At 69.8% G+C, this 14,633-nt stretch carries 14 protein-coding genes; 10 read left to right on the top strand and 4 right to left on the bottom strand.

The window, feature by feature from the left end:
• Positions 1-45 precede the first annotated feature (45 nt).
• Positions 46-2,691, top strand: coding sequence for a type VI secretion system ATPase TssH (tssH, locus tag CYFUS_RS15800; protein ID WP_095985977.1), 2,646 nt, complete (start codon positions 46-48; stop codon positions 2,689-2,691).
• A gap of 22 nt (positions 2,692-2,713) precedes the next feature.
• Positions 2,714-3,757, top strand: a complete 1,044-nt coding sequence (locus CYFUS_RS15795) for a hypothetical protein (protein WP_157758464.1) — start codon at positions 2,714-2,716, stop codon at positions 3,755-3,757.
• Positions 3,758-3,769: 12 nt separating this feature from the next.
• On the opposite strand, the gene CYFUS_RS15790 is transcribed toward CYFUS_RS15795, so the two are convergent.
• Entirely contained in the window at positions 3,770-4,411 is a 642-nt protein-coding gene (locus CYFUS_RS15790; RefSeq protein WP_095985975.1) for a hypothetical protein, read from the bottom strand.
• Positions 4,412-4,724: 313 nt separating this feature from the next.
• On the opposite strand from CYFUS_RS15790, the gene CYFUS_RS15785 reads away from it, so the two are divergent.
• The 4 genes from CYFUS_RS15785 (at position 4,725) to CYFUS_RS15770 (ending at position 8,958) form a co-directional block, all read left to right on the top strand.
• A complete protein-coding gene (locus tag CYFUS_RS15785; RefSeq protein WP_095985974.1) occupies positions 4,725-6,293 on the top strand; it encodes a serine hydrolase domain-containing protein in 1,569 nt (522 codons plus the stop codon).
• Positions 6,294-6,428: 135 nt separating this feature from the next.
• A complete protein-coding gene (locus CYFUS_RS15780; RefSeq protein WP_095985973.1) occupies positions 6,429-7,661 on the top strand; it encodes a Tm-1-like ATP-binding domain-containing protein in 1,233 nt (410 codons plus the stop codon).
• 14 nt (positions 7,662-7,675) lie between these two features.
• The gene (locus tag CYFUS_RS15775; protein WP_095985972.1) at positions 7,676-8,512 is read left to right on the top strand and encodes a phosphoenolpyruvate hydrolase family protein; all 837 of its coding nucleotides are present in this window, start codon (positions 7,676-7,678) and stop codon (positions 8,510-8,512) included.
• Positions 8,513-8,526: 14 nt separating this feature from the next.
• The gene (locus CYFUS_RS15770; RefSeq protein ID WP_095992035.1) at positions 8,527-8,958 is read left to right on the top strand and encodes an SRPBCC family protein; all 432 of its coding nucleotides are present in this window, start codon (positions 8,527-8,529) and stop codon (positions 8,956-8,958) included.
• Between the two features lie 23 nt (positions 8,959-8,981).
• Here CYFUS_RS15770 and CYFUS_RS15765 read toward each other — a convergent pair whose 3' ends face one another.
• Positions 8,982-9,473: a VOC family protein gene (locus CYFUS_RS15765; protein ID WP_095985971.1), complete on the bottom strand. Its 492-nt coding sequence runs from the start codon at positions 9,471-9,473 to the stop codon at positions 8,982-8,984.
• 57 nt (positions 9,474-9,530) lie between these two features.
• A complete protein-coding gene (locus tag CYFUS_RS15760) occupies positions 9,531-10,166 on the bottom strand; it encodes a hypothetical protein (RefSeq protein WP_232537589.1) in 636 nt (211 codons plus the stop codon).
• A gap of 95 nt (positions 10,167-10,261) precedes the next feature.
• Here CYFUS_RS15760 and CYFUS_RS15755 point away from each other — a divergent pair, with 95 nt between their 5' ends.
• Both CYFUS_RS15755 and CYFUS_RS15750 read left to right on the top strand, forming a co-directional pair.
• Complete coding sequence (locus CYFUS_RS15755; protein ID WP_095985970.1) at positions 10,262-10,606, top strand: DUF2845 domain-containing protein; 345 nt, start codon at positions 10,262-10,264, stop codon at positions 10,604-10,606.
• 14 nt (positions 10,607-10,620) lie between these two features.
• Positions 10,621-11,535, top strand: coding sequence for a LysR family transcriptional regulator (locus CYFUS_RS15750; protein WP_095992033.1), 915 nt, complete (start codon positions 10,621-10,623; stop codon positions 11,533-11,535).
• A gap of 7 nt (positions 11,536-11,542) precedes the next feature.
• Here the strand turns inward: CYFUS_RS15750 and CYFUS_RS15745 are convergent, their stop codons facing one another.
• The gene (locus CYFUS_RS15745) at positions 11,543-12,661 is read right to left on the bottom strand and encodes a YeiH family protein (protein WP_232537587.1); all 1,119 of its coding nucleotides are present in this window, start codon (positions 12,659-12,661) and stop codon (positions 11,543-11,545) included.
• Positions 12,662-12,723: 62 nt separating this feature from the next.
• On the opposite strand from CYFUS_RS15745, the gene CYFUS_RS15740 reads away from it, so the two are divergent.
• The gene (locus tag CYFUS_RS15740; RefSeq protein WP_095985969.1) at positions 12,724-13,044 is read left to right on the top strand and encodes a hypothetical protein; all 321 of its coding nucleotides are present in this window, start codon (positions 12,724-12,726) and stop codon (positions 13,042-13,044) included.
• Between the two features lie 194 nt (positions 13,045-13,238).
• Positions 13,239-14,615, top strand: coding sequence for an L-serine ammonia-lyase (locus tag CYFUS_RS15735; protein ID WP_095985968.1), 1,377 nt, complete (start codon positions 13,239-13,241; stop codon positions 14,613-14,615).
• Positions 14,616-14,633: the final 18 nt, after the last annotated feature.

Here is a 14,633-nt window from a genome sequence, read left to right as displayed (position 1 = left end):
AACCGACGGCGTTGGCGCTCCCGGTAGATTTCCTGCCGTCCCCCGTTGGAGGGTGCCGCCATCCGAGTCGAACCGAAAGCCCTCGTCCGCCGTCTCACGCCCACGGCCACCCGCACGCTGGAGGCGGCGGTCGCGCGCGCCAGCAGTGGGCGCTTCTATGAAATCGTGGTCGAGCACATGCTCGCGCAGCTGCTCGAGCCCGAGGACTCGGATGTCGCCCGCCTGTTGCACCACTTCCAGGTGGACCGCCTCCGTCTGGCCGCCAGCGTGGAGCGGGCCCTGCAGGGCCTGCGCTCCGGCAACGCCGGCCGGCCCGTCTTCTCCGAATCCCTCTTCCAGTGGTTCGAGGATGCCTGGTTGATGGCCTCCGTCGAGCAGGGGGCGGTACGCCTGCGCTCCGGGGTGCTCTTCGCCCAGTTCGTGGCCCGCCACGGCCGCTACACCGCCGAGCTCTTCCCGGAGCTGGACGCCATCCCCCGCGACGAGCTGATGGCCGCCCTGGACGTGGTGCTCAAGCCCTCGCCGGAGACGCTGGAAGCGGCGCCCGAGCCCACCGCGGCGGGAGCACCCGACACGGCCACTCCGGGCGCGGCGGGCGGCGAGGCCCTGCGCCGCTTCGCCACGTCCTTCACGGGCCGGGTGCGTGAGGGGAAGATCGATCCCATCTTCGGCCGGCATCGGGAGATCCGCCAGATGGTCGACATCCTCTCGCGGCGCCGGAAGAACAACCCCATCCTGGTGGGCGAGCCCGGTGTGGGAAAGACGGCCCTGGTGGAGGGGCTCGCCTGGGCCATCGTGAAGGGCGAGGTGCCCGACGCGCTCAAGAACGTGGAGCTGCTGGGGCTCGACCTGGGCCTGTTGCAGGCGGGCGCGGGCGTGAGGGGCGAGTTCGAGAACCGCCTCAAGTCCGTCATCTCCGAGGTGAAGGCCTCCCCCACGCCCATCATCCTCTTCATCGACGAGGCCCACACACTCATCGGCTCCGGGGCGGGAGCGGGCGGCAGCGACGGCGCCAACCTGCTCAAGCCCGCGCTCGCGCGGGGCGAGCTGCGCACCATCGCCGCGACCACCTGGGGCGAATACAAGAAGTACTTCGAGAAGGACGCCGCCCTCGAGCGGCGCTTCCAGCCCGTCAAGGTGGACGAGCCGGGCATCGAGGAGGCCGAGCTGATGATGAGAGGCCTGCGGCCCACCTACGAGGCGGCGCACGGCATCACCATCCGGGACGAGGCCGTCTCCGCCGCGGTGCGGCTGTCCAGCCGCTACATCTCGGGCCGCCAGCTGCCGGACAAGGCGGTGGACCTGCTCGACACGGCGGCCGCGCGCGTGAAGATCGAGCTGTCCACCAAGCCCGACGAGCTGGTGGCACTCGAGCAGGAGATCTCCGCCCTGGAGCGCGAGCGCGACGCCCGGCGCAGGGACCTCGCCGAGGGGCACCCGGGCGACGCGGGAATGGTGGCGAAGCTGGAGGAGAAGCTGAGCGCCGTGCGCGACCAGCGCGCCTCGCTCCAGTCCCGGTGGGAGACGGAGCGGACCGCAGTCGCCACGCTGATGGCCGCGCGCCAGGCCCTGCTCTCCGCTCCTCCCGACGCGGACCAGGTGCCCCTCAAGGCCCGGGTGGAGGAGGCCTCGGCGGCGCTGGCCCATGCGCGCGGAGAGGAGCCCCTGGTGCACGCGGAGGTGGACGCGGACATCGTGGCGCGCGTCGTGGCGGGCTGGACGGGCATCCCCGTGGGCAAGATGCGCAGCGATCTGCTCTCGGCGGTGCTGAAGCTCGAAACGAAGCTGACCGAGCGCGTACGCGGGCAGGAGCCCGCCCTGCGCAAGGTGGCGGAGATCATCCAGATCTCCCAGGCGGGCATCCGCAACCCGGACGCCCCCATCGGGGTGATGCTCTTCGTGGGCCCCAGTGGCGTGGGCAAGACGGAGACGGCGCTCGCGCTGGCCGACAGCCTCTACGGCGGCGAGCGGTTCATGACCACGCTCAACATGAGCGAGTTCCAGGAGAAGCACACCGTCTCGCGCCTCATCGGCTCACCGCCGGGCTACGTGGGGTACGGGGAGGGAGGTCTCCTGACGGAAGCCGTGCGGCAGCGGCCCTACTCGGTCGTGCTCCTGGACGAGTGCGAGAAAGCCGACCTGGAGGTGATGAACCTCTTCTACCAGGTGTTCGACAAGGGCGTGCTCAACGACAGCGAGGGCCGAGCCGTCGACTTCCGCAACACCATCATCATTCTCACCAGCAACCTGGGCTCGGACCTCCTCATGCGGATGCACGAGTCGGGCGCGACGCCTACCCCCGAGGAGATGATCACCCGGGTGCGCCCCACCCTGAGCAAGCACTTCAAGCCGGCGCTGCTGGCGCGCATGACCATCGTGCCCTATGCCCCCGTGAGCACCTCCATCATGCGGGAGATCGTCGCGATGAAGCTCGACAAGGTGGTGGGGCGGCTGCGCGCGGCGCACGGGGTGGAGACGACGCTCGCGCCTGAGCTGCTCGACGAGCTGGCGCGCCGCTGCACCGAGGCGGAGACCGGGGCACGCAACGCGGAGCACATCCTGCAAGGCTCGCTGATGCCCGCCCTCTCACGCGAGCTGCTCCAGCGCCTGGCTGGCGGCCCGCTCCCCCGTCAGTTGAGCATCGCGCTCGCTCCGGAAGGCCATTGGGATATTCGCTTCGCCGAGGCATAGGTACTCGACCCCAGGAAGACACGTGGACACATTGAACCCCAGAATCCTGGTCGCAGCCCTCGCGGTGTACTCGCTGGTGGGCTGCGCCACCGTTCCCAAACCCCGGATGTGCGAGGCGGAGCTCTCGCAGCGAGAGCGCTCCTTCCCCACGCCGGATACGTGGTTCACCCTGTTGTTGCACGGCTTCGACGCGAAGAAGGGCGTGGCACCGCGTCCACCCGTGGACTGCGCGGGAGCGCCCGTGGCGTGGGAGGAGCCCTCGGCCGATGAGTGCCGCGAGGCGGGGCCCCAGCCCTTGCCGCTGCCCCCCAAGGAGCGGTTGACCGAGGAGGATCTGATGCTGGAGACCACCCGGGCCAACCAGCGCCTGGTGTGGGTCATCACCCGGCGCTTCAGCAACGGGGAAGGACTCGGCCCCGTGGCGCTGGTGGAGACGACACCGAAGGGCTTCGTGGTGCGGGCGATGGGCTCGCTGCGTGGCATGACGCAGAACGTCCGGATGCGGATGGAGCACGTGGGCGGCACGGACGTGCTGGTCGCGGAGGGAGACACGTGCACGCAGGAGGAGCCCCAGGTGTGCCGGAGAGCCGCGCGCATCCTGCCCCTGCGCAACGGGCGCTTCTTCTCGGAGGCGGTCTCCGGCGAGGACAGGGCCTGCCTGGGCGCGGCCTGGTTCCCGCTCAGCCGAGAGCAGGTGCTCGAGCTGCCCAACGGCTGGCACCGCAGGTTCGAACTGACGTCGACACTCACCTTCGGGGCAGATGCCGTCTCCATCCAGGAGCAGGTGACCGTGAGTGACTCGGATCCCAAGCAGCCGGCGATCCCCGAGCGGCTCTTCCGCCGAGCCCAGAACGATCGCAAGCTGAAGGTGGAGGAGAATGTGCTGGTGGGCAGCGCGCCCTCGCTCTGGACGCGCATGGTGGAGCAGCAGCTGGTCGCTGGCGCCAAGGTCCTGCCCGACAAGCCCACCGCGGGCCACGACGACAAGGCGACGGGCCTGGCGAAGAAGCCCGCCACGCCGGCACACCAAGGCGGCAAGGCGGCGGTGGCCCAGGACCAGCCCTGACGCCCCGTCAGCTCAGAGGCTCGCGCCGAGCCCCTTGCGAATGACCTGGACAGGAGGCGCGGGGGCGGCCGGGTCGATTGACACCTGACCCGTATCACCCTCCAGGGAAGCGACCATCGAGCGCCCGCGAGCGAAGCGCACCCGGGCGATGCGCCGCAGGTGCTCCCTTCCGTTGGGTTCCCGTCCGATGAGGCGCAGCGCGTGTGCCACCGCGTTCATCGCGTCCTCCAGCGCGCGCCGCCCGGGCTCCGTATCCAGCTCTACCCAGTCCACTTCGAAGCTCAGCGCCTTGCCACCGAGCTGCACCTCTCCGGGCCAGAACTGCTCGGAGATGCCCCTGGACAGCTTCTCCGAGTGCCGCAGCAGATCCTCCCGTCCGAGCGCGGCACGGACCAGGAAGGGCACCTGATTGAGAAGCGCCGGGGAGTCGACCGACACCGCGACGATGGAGGAGAACTCCACGTACGTCACCGACTCGCCGCGAGACAGCAGCCCCTCCTTCGTGCTCGCCAGGAGGATTGCCTCGCGTGGCAGGTAGTCCAGCAGCACGCCCGACAAGCGGATTCCCTGGGCCAGATGCAAGGTGAGATGGAAGGTCGGCACCTCCTCTCCCGTGCGCCCACGAGCCACCTGGGAGGCAAGTGCATCCAGCATCTTCTCCACACGCCGAGCAACCAGCCGATGAACTCCGTCCATACCGTTCATCGCCTCAATATACTCCGTCAGGTGCGCACTCCCTCCCCCGATGGTGGATGGTCGCTCTGCTCCTCATGTGCTGGCCCAGTGCCGTCTGGACGCTCCGCCTGGGAGCGAGCTTCAAGGGCGACACGGCTCCGTCCCACCAGGTAACCCTGCGTCCGTAGCGTCCGGCTCTCCCGGCTGGGTATCATCGCGGGCAAGTGGAATGGACAACGTCGCCCCAGGTACCCGCGCCCCTCGGAATCCGGTCCCCCCGTGGAGTCGCCCGGTGAAGGCGTTGCCGCTGCTGTTGCTCCTACTCGGCCTTCCTGCCGGGGCCACCCCCCAGGTGCCCCTGTGCGAGCGGCCCGTGGTACCGGCCTGGGCCAGCACGAGGCCCTTCTCCGAGGAGCTGGCGAGGGCGCTCGACGCGTTCGTCCGCGCGGAGCTGGAGCGGGAGCCGCACGCGGGGCTCGCCGTGGGGGTGCTGCGGGGTGAGCAGCGCTGGGTGGGCACCTATGGCGAGCGGAACCTGGCCCAGGGCCTGCCGGCGACACCGAGGACCACGTGGCGCATGGCGTCACTCACCAAGTCCTTCACGGCCGTGGCGGTGATGCAGCTCGTGGAACGGGATCTGCTCGATCTGGATGCGGACATCCGCACGTGGGTGCCCGCCTGGCCCGAGCGGCGCTGGCCGGTGACCCCCCGGCAACTGCTCGGGCACCTGGGCGGGGTGACGAACTACGGCCGCCTCGGCCCGAGCCAGGACACCGGGCCGCTCGACACGGCCGGAGCGGTGGCGCTGGTGGCGGGCTATGAGCTGGAGGCCGAACCAGGCACCCGCTTCCTTTACAGCACCTGGGCCTACAACCTGCTGGGCGCCGCCATCGAGGCCGCCTCGGGCCAGTCCTATGACGAGTACCTCCAGGCGCACGTCTTCGGCCCCGCGGGCATGGTGCACGCGGCGCTGGATGATCGCCGCACGCGTGACGAGCACCACGCGGCGGGCTACCGACTGCGAGACGGGCGGCTCGTGCCTTCCAAGAAGGTCGACGTGTCGGGCCGGTTCGCGGGAGGCGGCACCCGTGCGTCCATCGAGGACCTGCTCGGCTTCGGGCAGGCGCTGCTCGACTACCGGCTGGTGTCACGCGCGAGCACGGGGGAGATGCAGCGCTCGATGAGCACGCGGGACGGGCGGCTCACCGACTACGGCATGGGCTTCGCGACCTGGCCGCTCCGGGGACACTACGTGGTGGCCCACTCGGGAGCACAGCCGGAGACCTCGACGCTGCTGCTGCTCTTGCCCGGGGAGGACGTGGCCCTCGCGCTCACGAGCAACGTGGAGGGACAGGCCGCGTTGCTCAAGCGCATCGCGTACGGGCTCATCGCGCGGTTGCTCGAGGGGGACGAGCACCGGCTGAACGCCCGCCTGCGTGACTCCGTGGACGCGCTGGTGAACGAGGGGCTGGGCCGGGTCTTCGGCTATGGGCTCGCGTACCACCACTGGGCGGCGCACGGACCTGGGATGATCCCCGAGACGGAGGAACTCCCGGACGCCTTCGCGCGGGTGACGCGGCTGCTGGATCGGACCACCATCGCCCGGGAACCCGCCGCGGCACGCGCGCGCATCCTCTCCGCCCACGAGCCCCGCGGAGACGAGCTCTTCATCCAGGTGGGGGCCTACATGGCGCGCACCCTGGAAGAGGCGCTCGGGGCCGAGCAGCTGCGCGGCTACTCTTCGCGCGGCCCGCTTGCCTTCTTCAACGACTATCTGGCCGTGTGCGAGTCCCGGGGCTGCCCCGAGGCCCTGCGCTTTGACGAGTCATTGCGCGCGGAGCTGCGCCGCCTCACGCCCTGAGGAGCACGGCGCCGACGTGGGCTGGGAGCCCCTGCCGGAGAACAAATCCGTGCGCTGCTTCCCCCTGACCGCCGGACGAATGAAGGCTACGGTAGTCGGCCAGGCTCGTCGAAACGCTGAGGGGGAGACCCGAACATGAGAAACGGGAGGGGGAGCGCCGCGACTGTCTACATCGTCGGTTGTCATGACACCAAGGGGGCCGAGCTGGGCTTCGTGCGCGGGCTGGTCGCGGCGGCCGGCCTGCGCACGGTCACCGTGGACGTGGGCACACGGCCATCCACCATTCCCGCCGATGTCCCGGCGCAGGAGGTGGCGGCGCACCACCCAGACGGGGCGTCCGCGGTGCTTGGCATCAACGACCGGGGCCTGGCGGTATTGCGCATGGCGGAGGCGTTCCGCCTCTTCGTGGAGGGACGTACCGGCATCTCGGGGATGATCGGGCTCGGCGGCTCCTGTGGCACGGCCATCATCGCGCCGGGCATGCGGGCCCTGCCGGTGGGAGTCCCCAAGGTGCTCGTGTCCACGGTCGCGTCCGGCAACGTGGCGCCCTACGTGGGCGAGACGGACATGTGCATGATGTACTCGGTCACCGACGTCGCCGGCCTCAATCAAATCTCACGCCGGGTCCTCGGCAACGCGGCCCACGCGGTCGCCGGCATGGTGGGGCGTGACCTCCCACGGGGGGACAGCAAACCGGCGCTGGGACTCACCATGTTCGGTGTGACGACCCCCTGCGTCACCCAGGTCGCACGAGCGCTCGAAGCCGACTACGACTGCCTGGTCTTCCATGCCACCGGCACGGGCGGGCGGGCGATGGAGAAGCTCGCCGCCTCGCACCTGCTGGTCGGAATCCTCGACGTGACGACCACCGAGGTTTGTGACCTGTTGATGGGTGGAATCTTCAGCGCTGGCGAGGAGCGGTTGGACGCCGTGGCGCGAGCCGGAATTCCCTACGTCGGGAGCTGCGGTGCGCTGGACATGGTGAACTTCGGCGCGCTGGACACGGTACCGGAGCGATACCGCGGCCGGACGCTCTACGTGCACAACCCGCAAGTCACATTGATGCGCACGACGCCGGCGGAGAATCGGAAGATGGGCGAGTGGCTCGGACGCAAGCTGAACGCCTGCCCTGGTCCCGTGCGCTTCTTCCTGCCCGAGGGCGGCGTGTCCGCGCTCGACTCGCCGGGCCAGCCCTTCCACGATCCCGAGGCGGACGCCGCGCTCTTCGACGCGCTGGAGCACACGGTGGACCAGACCTCCCATCGCCGGCTCATCCGGCTGCCCTACCACATCAACCACCCGGCCTTCGCCGAAGCGCTCGTTCACGGCTTCAGACAGCTCGCTGGAGCTGGAACATCCGTGCCCTGAGGAGCCTCCCCGACATGCCCCGTATCCCTCGCCAGCAGATCCTCGGCCGCTTCCGCGGAATGATCGCCCGCAACGAACCCATCGTCGGAGGGGGTGCTGGCACCGGCCTGTCCGCGAAATGCGAGGAGGCCGGCGGTATCGATCTCATCGTCATCTACAACTCCGGCCGCTATCGCATGGCCGGACGTGGCTCCCTGGCCGGTCTGCTGGCCTACGGCAACGCCAATGACATCGTCGTGGAGATGGCGAGCGAGGTGCTGCCGGTGGTCAAGCACACGCCGGTGCTGGCCGGAGTCAACGGCACGGATCCCTTCATGCTGGTGGAGCCCTTCCTCGAGAAGCTGGCCGGCCTGGGCTTCTCGGGCGTGCAGAACTTCCCGACCGTCGGCCTCATCGACGGCACCTTCCGGGCCAACCTGGAGGAGACGGGGATGAGCTATGGGCTCGAAGTGGACATGATCGCCAGGGCCCACGCGCTCGATCTGCTGACCACCCCCTACGTGTTCAACGCCGACGAGGCGGTGGCCATGACCAGGGCGGGCGCCGACATCATCGTCTGCCATCTGGGGCTCACGACAGGCGGGAGCATCGGCGCGGAGACCGCCCTGTCGCTTCGGGAATGCGTGTCCCGGATCGATGCATGGGCGGAAGCGGCGCTGCGGGTGCGCGAGGATGTGATCGTGCTGTGCCACGGTGGTCCGATCGCGACACCCGAGGATGCCGCCTTCATCCTGCGCGAATGCTCCACATGTCACGGGTTCTACGGCGCATCCAGCATGGAGCGGCTGCCCACCGAGATCGCGCTCACGGAGCAGACGCGCCGCTTCAAGGCCATCAAGAAACAAGGTTGAAGAAGAGGAGCAACATGGCACGGATCTACGTCAGCACCGTCATCGACGCACCCATCGAGCGCGTCTGGAACAAGGTACGCAATTTCAATGGTCTCCCTTCGTGGCACCCGGTCATCACGGACAGCATGATCGAGGAGGGAGCGCGCGGCGACGTGGTGGGTTGCGTGCGCAATTTCGGACTCGAGGGAGGCGGTCGCATTCGCGAGCAGTTGGTCTCCCTCAGTGACCGGGAGTACTCCTGCACCTACACGATTCTCGAGTCCCCCATGCCACTCACGGACTATGTCGCGACCCTCCGGCTGTACCGGGTGACGGAGGGAAACCGTACCTTCTGTGAATGGTGGGCCGAGTTCGAGTGCCAGACGGATGACCTGCCGAAGCTGCGCGAGCAGGTCGGTCGGAAAACCTTCGCGGCGGGACTCGAGGCCTTGGCCAGGCTCGTCTGACATCTCCGAAGCAGCGCAGAGGCTCAATGCCCCAGGGCGCCCCTGGCGAGCGTGTCGAACGCGGAGATGACTTCCACGGGGGCCTGCACCAGCTCGATGAGCACGCCCTCACCGCCGAGGGGGAACTGCTCGTTGCCCTTGGGGTGGATGAAGGTCACGTCGAAGCCGGCCGCGCCCTTGCGGATGCCCCCGGGGGCGAAGCGCACGCCCTGCCCTTCCAGCCAGGTCACGGCCGCGCGCAGATCATCCACCCACAGGCCCAGGTGGTTGAGGGCGGGGTCGTGCACGCGCGGCTTGCCATTGGGATCCACCGGCTGCATCAGGTCCACCTCGACCCGGAAGGGGCCGGCGCCCGCGACGACGATGTCCTCATCCACGTTCTCGCGCTCGCTGCGGTAGGTGCCATGGGGCGCGAGCCCCAACAGGTCCACCCAGAGCTTGCGCAGGGGCGCCTTGTCGGCCCCACCGATGGCCACCTGCTGGAGGCCCAGGATACGAAATGGTCGTGTGCTCATGACGAAGCACCGTCGCAGAGCGGGCCCCTCCCAGGCAAGGACCCGCGCCCCACCCTGTCAGAAGCCCGGCGGAACCTGGCCGTGCAGACAGGTGATGGTGTTGGGTTCACGAGGGCCCGACTTGCGCGCGGTGCGTGCACTCGCTTCCGCTCCCGGGGGCAGCCCCTCCTTCACGGGCCACGAGGGCTCCTCGCCGGGAGCCAGGGAGTGCAGGCCGCTCTGCCAGGGGCCGATGACGTAGGTGTGTCCCGCGGCGCGGCAGCCGAAGAAGCGCGTCCACGCCTTCGCGAAGGCATGGCCCCGAGCCGTGCCGAACGTCTCACAGGTGCGGAACCACCAGAGCGCCTCGCTCCCCGGCACGAGCCGCTCGCGCAGCGATTCCAGCCGCGCCCGCCACGGATGACGCGGCGCGAGCGCCTGGACATCCAGCGACTCACGATCGACGAGGGCTCGTCCCCAGGTGCCATGGCCCCAGTACTGGATCTCCGCGATGCGCCGCTCCACCGAGCGAGCGAGCAGCCAGTCCAGGGCCTCGGGCCAGCTCGCGACGCCGCGCCAGTCATCGAGCCGGCCCAGGGCGCGGTACAGCACGCTGCCCGCGCGCCACGAGGCGGTGAGCCCGGGCAGACCCCACCGCCCCGCGCAGGTGCGGTCGTACACCATCAGCCTCAAGCCCTCGCTCCGTGCCGTCATGGATGGACCTCCCGGGGCTTCGCGGATGATGAATATCTTTTCACCCGGAGGCGTCCGGCGCATCCTCGGGAACGATTTTCCTCGGAGTCCATTCCATGCGCGCCCTCTTGATGACCCTGGCTGTCTCCACCTGTGTGCTGCTCCCTGTCCGGGGAGAAGCGGCCACGCTGCGCTGCGGCAACCAACTGGCCTCGGATGGGGCTTCCAAGTCGGATGTCCTGATGCGGTGCGGAGAACCGATGGCCAAGGAGAGCCACACGGAGACCGTGGGCGAGAAGACGAGCACCCGGAACGAGCAGGGCGGCACGACCCAGCAACACACCGTGCAGAAGACGATCGAGGAGTGGACGTACAACTTCGGCCCCTCGCGCCTGATGCAGGTGGCGGTGTTCGAGAATGGCCGGCTCGTCGACGTGCGCAGCGGCGGCTACGGCCGCTAGGACGGGAGGCTCCGCTGTTCACGCGTCTGGATCCCCGCCGGCTCGAGACCTTCCGGGTAGTGGCCACGATGGGGCAGGTGTCCGCGGCCTCGCGGCTGCTGCACCTGTCGCAGCCGGCCGTCACCGCGCAGGTGCGTCAGCTCGAGCGCGAGTGTGGCCGGCCCCTGCTGGTGCGCACCGCGCGGGGCGTGCGGCCCAACGAGGCGGGCCGGGTGTTGCTCGAGTACGCCCAGCGGCTGCACCACCTGCTGGAGGAAGCCGCGACGGCGGTGGCGGACGAGGAGGAAGTGGGGGGGGAACTGGCGCTGGCGGCGAGCACCACCCTGGCCAGCTACGTGGTGCCGGACTTGCTGGCCTCGTTCCTGCGTGTCCACCGGGGCGTGCAGGTGCGGCTGGAGGTGGGCAACACCGAGCAGGTGCTGGCCTGGGTGGGCGAGGAGCGGGTGCCGCTGGGGCTGGTGGAAGGACATGCCCGCGCGGCCCGCATCCGCCTGGAGCACTATCTGGACGACGAGCTCATCCCCGTGGTCTCCGCCCGGGCCCCCGCGGAGCTCATGCGCGTGCGCACCGGGAAGGAGCTCCATGACGTTCCCCTGCTCTGGCGCGAGTCCGGCTCGGGCACCCGCGCCGTGCTGGAGCGGGCCCTGCGCCAGGCCGGTGTGCGCCGGGGGCCCCAGCCGGGGGATCTCCAACTGGGCAGCACCGAGGCCATCAAGGGCGCGGTGGCGGCGGGCCTGGGCGTGGGCTTCCTCTCGCGCTGGAGCATCCAGGACGAGCTGGCCTCGGGCCGGCTGAGGACCTTGCCGATCCCCGACCTGCGGGTGAAGCGGGCGTTCTCGTGGGTGCTGCCGGTGGATGCACCCTCGGGGGTCGCCGGGCGGTTCCTGCGCCATGCCCGCGCCGTGCCCCCGATCCTGAACGCTCCTTGAAGCGGCCTCACCCGATGAGGTGCAGCACGAGGGCGCCGAGGCTCGCACTGGCCATGCACACCCACAAGAGGACGCCCTGGGCGAGGGGCCGCACGCCCACGGCCTGGACGGCGCTCCGGGTGAGGTTGGTGCCAATGAGGAACAGCGTCAGCACGAGGGCCCGCCGGGACATGTCGGCCAGCACGTGCCCCGCGGGACGCAGGGCGGGAACCCAGGTGACGAGCGCCGCCATGGCGAGGAAGCCGAGGATGAACCAGGGCTTGCGCGCCTGTCCCCGGGCCGCCGTGCCATCCCGGCGGTTGCGCCACGCGCCCAGCGCCAGGGTGAGCGGGACGATCCACAGCGCCCGGGCCAGCTTCACCGGCGCGGCCACGTCCAGGGCCTCGGGAGCATAGCGAAGGGCCGCGCCCACCACGGAGCTCGTGTCGTGGATGGCCAGCGCGCTCCACAGGCCGAACTGATGGGCGTCGAGCCCCACGGCGTGCCCCAGCGGAGGAAAGACGAAGAGCGCCACGGCGTTGAGCAGGAACACCGTCCCGAGCGCCACGGAGACCTCCTGCTCCCGGGGCCGGAGCACGGGCACCACGGCGGCGATGGCGCTGCCCCCGCAGATGGCCGTGCCGATGCTGATGAGCAGCCCCGTCTCGCGCTGAACACCCAACGCACGCGCCAGCCACGTGCCCAGCAGCAGACACACCCCGATGCTCACCACGGTGGAGAGCGCGCCCCGTGCACCCACCGCCAGCACCTCGCGCAGATCCATGCCGGCGCCCAGCCCCACCACCGCGAGCGACAGCAGGGGGTGGGTCACCCTGCGGGTGAAGTCCACGTGGGGGTTGCCCAGCAACAGGGCCACCCCGAGCCCCGCGATCAGCGCGATGCCCGCGGACATGAAGGGCAGGACGCTGAGCGCGGCCCCGAGGGGAATCAACACATGCGCGGCGGTGCGGCGAGGGGCATCCAGGGGCGTGTCCATGGGCGGCAAGGTGCGCCCCGAACCATCAGCCCACCAGACGAAAGGCGCGATGAGCCATCCGTTTTCTGGATGGCTCTCCTCGTGGACGCGCCCACCCAGGCGGGCGGGCAACCCCTCGTCCACCGGGTGGAGGTGCGTTCCCTGGAACACCCGGATCCTGACCGGGAGCCCCCTTCCCAGGAGCCCCTCCCCGGCCCACGTTGTGGGGAACCATGGATCTCTCCGCCTTCTCGAACCTGTCGCCCAGGCACCGCCGCATGCTCTCGCTGGCGGGCCTGATTGCCATTCCCACCTATGTCCTCCCCGTGAGCTTCTGGGGATTGCGCGGGTTGCGTCCGCGCCTCCTCCGGGATGCCGTGTCGGGAGCCATCACCCTGGGGCTGGTGTCCCTCGTGGTCCGGGGTGTGCGCCCACTGACCCGGCGGGGCAGCGGGGTGAAGAGCGCTCCGTCCAACGGCCAGCGCTGGCAGTTGCCCATCCATGAACCCATCCTCCCCGAGGAGATGATGGGCTCGCAGGCCTCGGGGCACTGAGTCACTCGATTCAGCGGCCGCTCGCCTGGGGTTCTCCGTCGCGGGGAACTCCAGGTGTTTCATTCGCGAATGACTTCGTGGCGAGGTGACGCGCTCCGTCAGACACGGTGCGTCGTCATGCGTCGAACAGCCCCGGGCAGCAGGCCCCGGCCGCTTGGGTTATAGGTTCGCCAGCCTTTGGCGGGAGGCGTTCCTTGTCACTCAGTGTGTTCGACATGTTCAGCATTGGTATTGGCCCCTCGAGTTCCCACACGGTGGGACCGATGCGTGCGGCACGTCAGTTCGTGGAGACCATCGCGAGGGAGGCCGGAGGCCTGGACGGAGTCGACTCCGTGAAGGTGGAGCTCTTCGGCTCGCTGGGGCACACCGGCAAGGGTCACGGCAGTGACGTCGCGGTCATCCTCGGGCTGGAGGGCGAGCGCCCCGAGGAGGTCGACTGCGACGCCGTCCCCGCTCGCATCTCCGGCGTGGTGGAGAGCGCGCGGCTCAAGCTGCTCGGCCAGCAGCCGGTGAAGTTCAAGCCCTCCGAGGACATCGTCTTCCACAAGCGGCAGTCGCTGCCGCGCCACCCCAATGGCATGCGCTTCACCGCGGGACTCACCCGGCGCGGCGAGTCCATCACCCGCTCCTACTATTCGGTGGGCGGGGGCTTCGTCGTGAATGACGACGGCACCGCTGCCCCCTCGGGGGGCGTGCGCGAGGCGCGCCTGCCCTACCCCTTCAAGACGGGCGCGGAGCTGCTCGCGCTCTGCCAGCAGCATGGGCTGAGCATCAGCACGTTGATGCTGGAGAACGAGAAGGCGCTGCGCTCCGAGGCCCAGGTGCGCGCGGGCCTGTTGCGCATCTGGGAGGTCATGCAGGCGTGCGTCAAGCGCGGCTGCGAGCGCGAGGGTCTGCTGCCGGGCGGGCTCAAGGTGAAGCGCCGCGCGGCGGCCATCTACCGCAAGCTCAAGGGGGACATGCGCGGCGCGGATCCGCTCATGGCCATGGACTGGGTGAACCTCTACGCGCTCGCGGTGAACGAGGAGAACGCGGCGGGAGGGCGCGTGGTGACGGCGCCCACCAATGGCGCGGCGGGCATCGTGCCGGCGGTGCTCCACTACTACCGGCGCTTCGTGCCGAACGCGGACGACGAGGGGGCCGTCCGCTTCCTGCTCACCGCGGGAGCCATCGGCATGCTCTACAAGCTCAACGCCTCCATCTCCGGCGCCGAGGTGGGCTGCCAGGGCGAGGTCGGCGTGGCGTGCTCCATGGCGGCCGCGGCGCTCGCCGAGGTGATGGGCGGCACGCCCGAGCAGGTGGAGAACGCGGCGGAGATCGGCATGGAGCACAACCTGGGCCTCACGTGCGATCCCATCGGCGGGCTCGTCCAGGTGCCCTGCATCGAGCGCAACGCCATGGGCTCCATCAAGGCCATCAACGCCGCGCGGCTGGCGCTCCAGGGAGATGGCAAGCACAAGGTCTCCCTCGACAAGGTCATCACGACGATGCGCCAGACGGGCGCGGACATGATGACCAAGTACAAGGAGACCGCGCGCGGCGGGCTCGCCGTGAACATCATCGAGTGCTGAGGGCGGCGGACCCGGCGG

This window comes from Cystobacter fuscus, assembly GCF_002305875.1.
GTDB classification, from domain to species: Bacteria; Myxococcota; Myxococcia; order Myxococcales; family Myxococcaceae; genus Cystobacter; species Cystobacter fuscus_A.
Note: the sequence above shows the minus strand (reverse complement) of the source record. Positions and strands in the feature narration are given on the sequence as shown.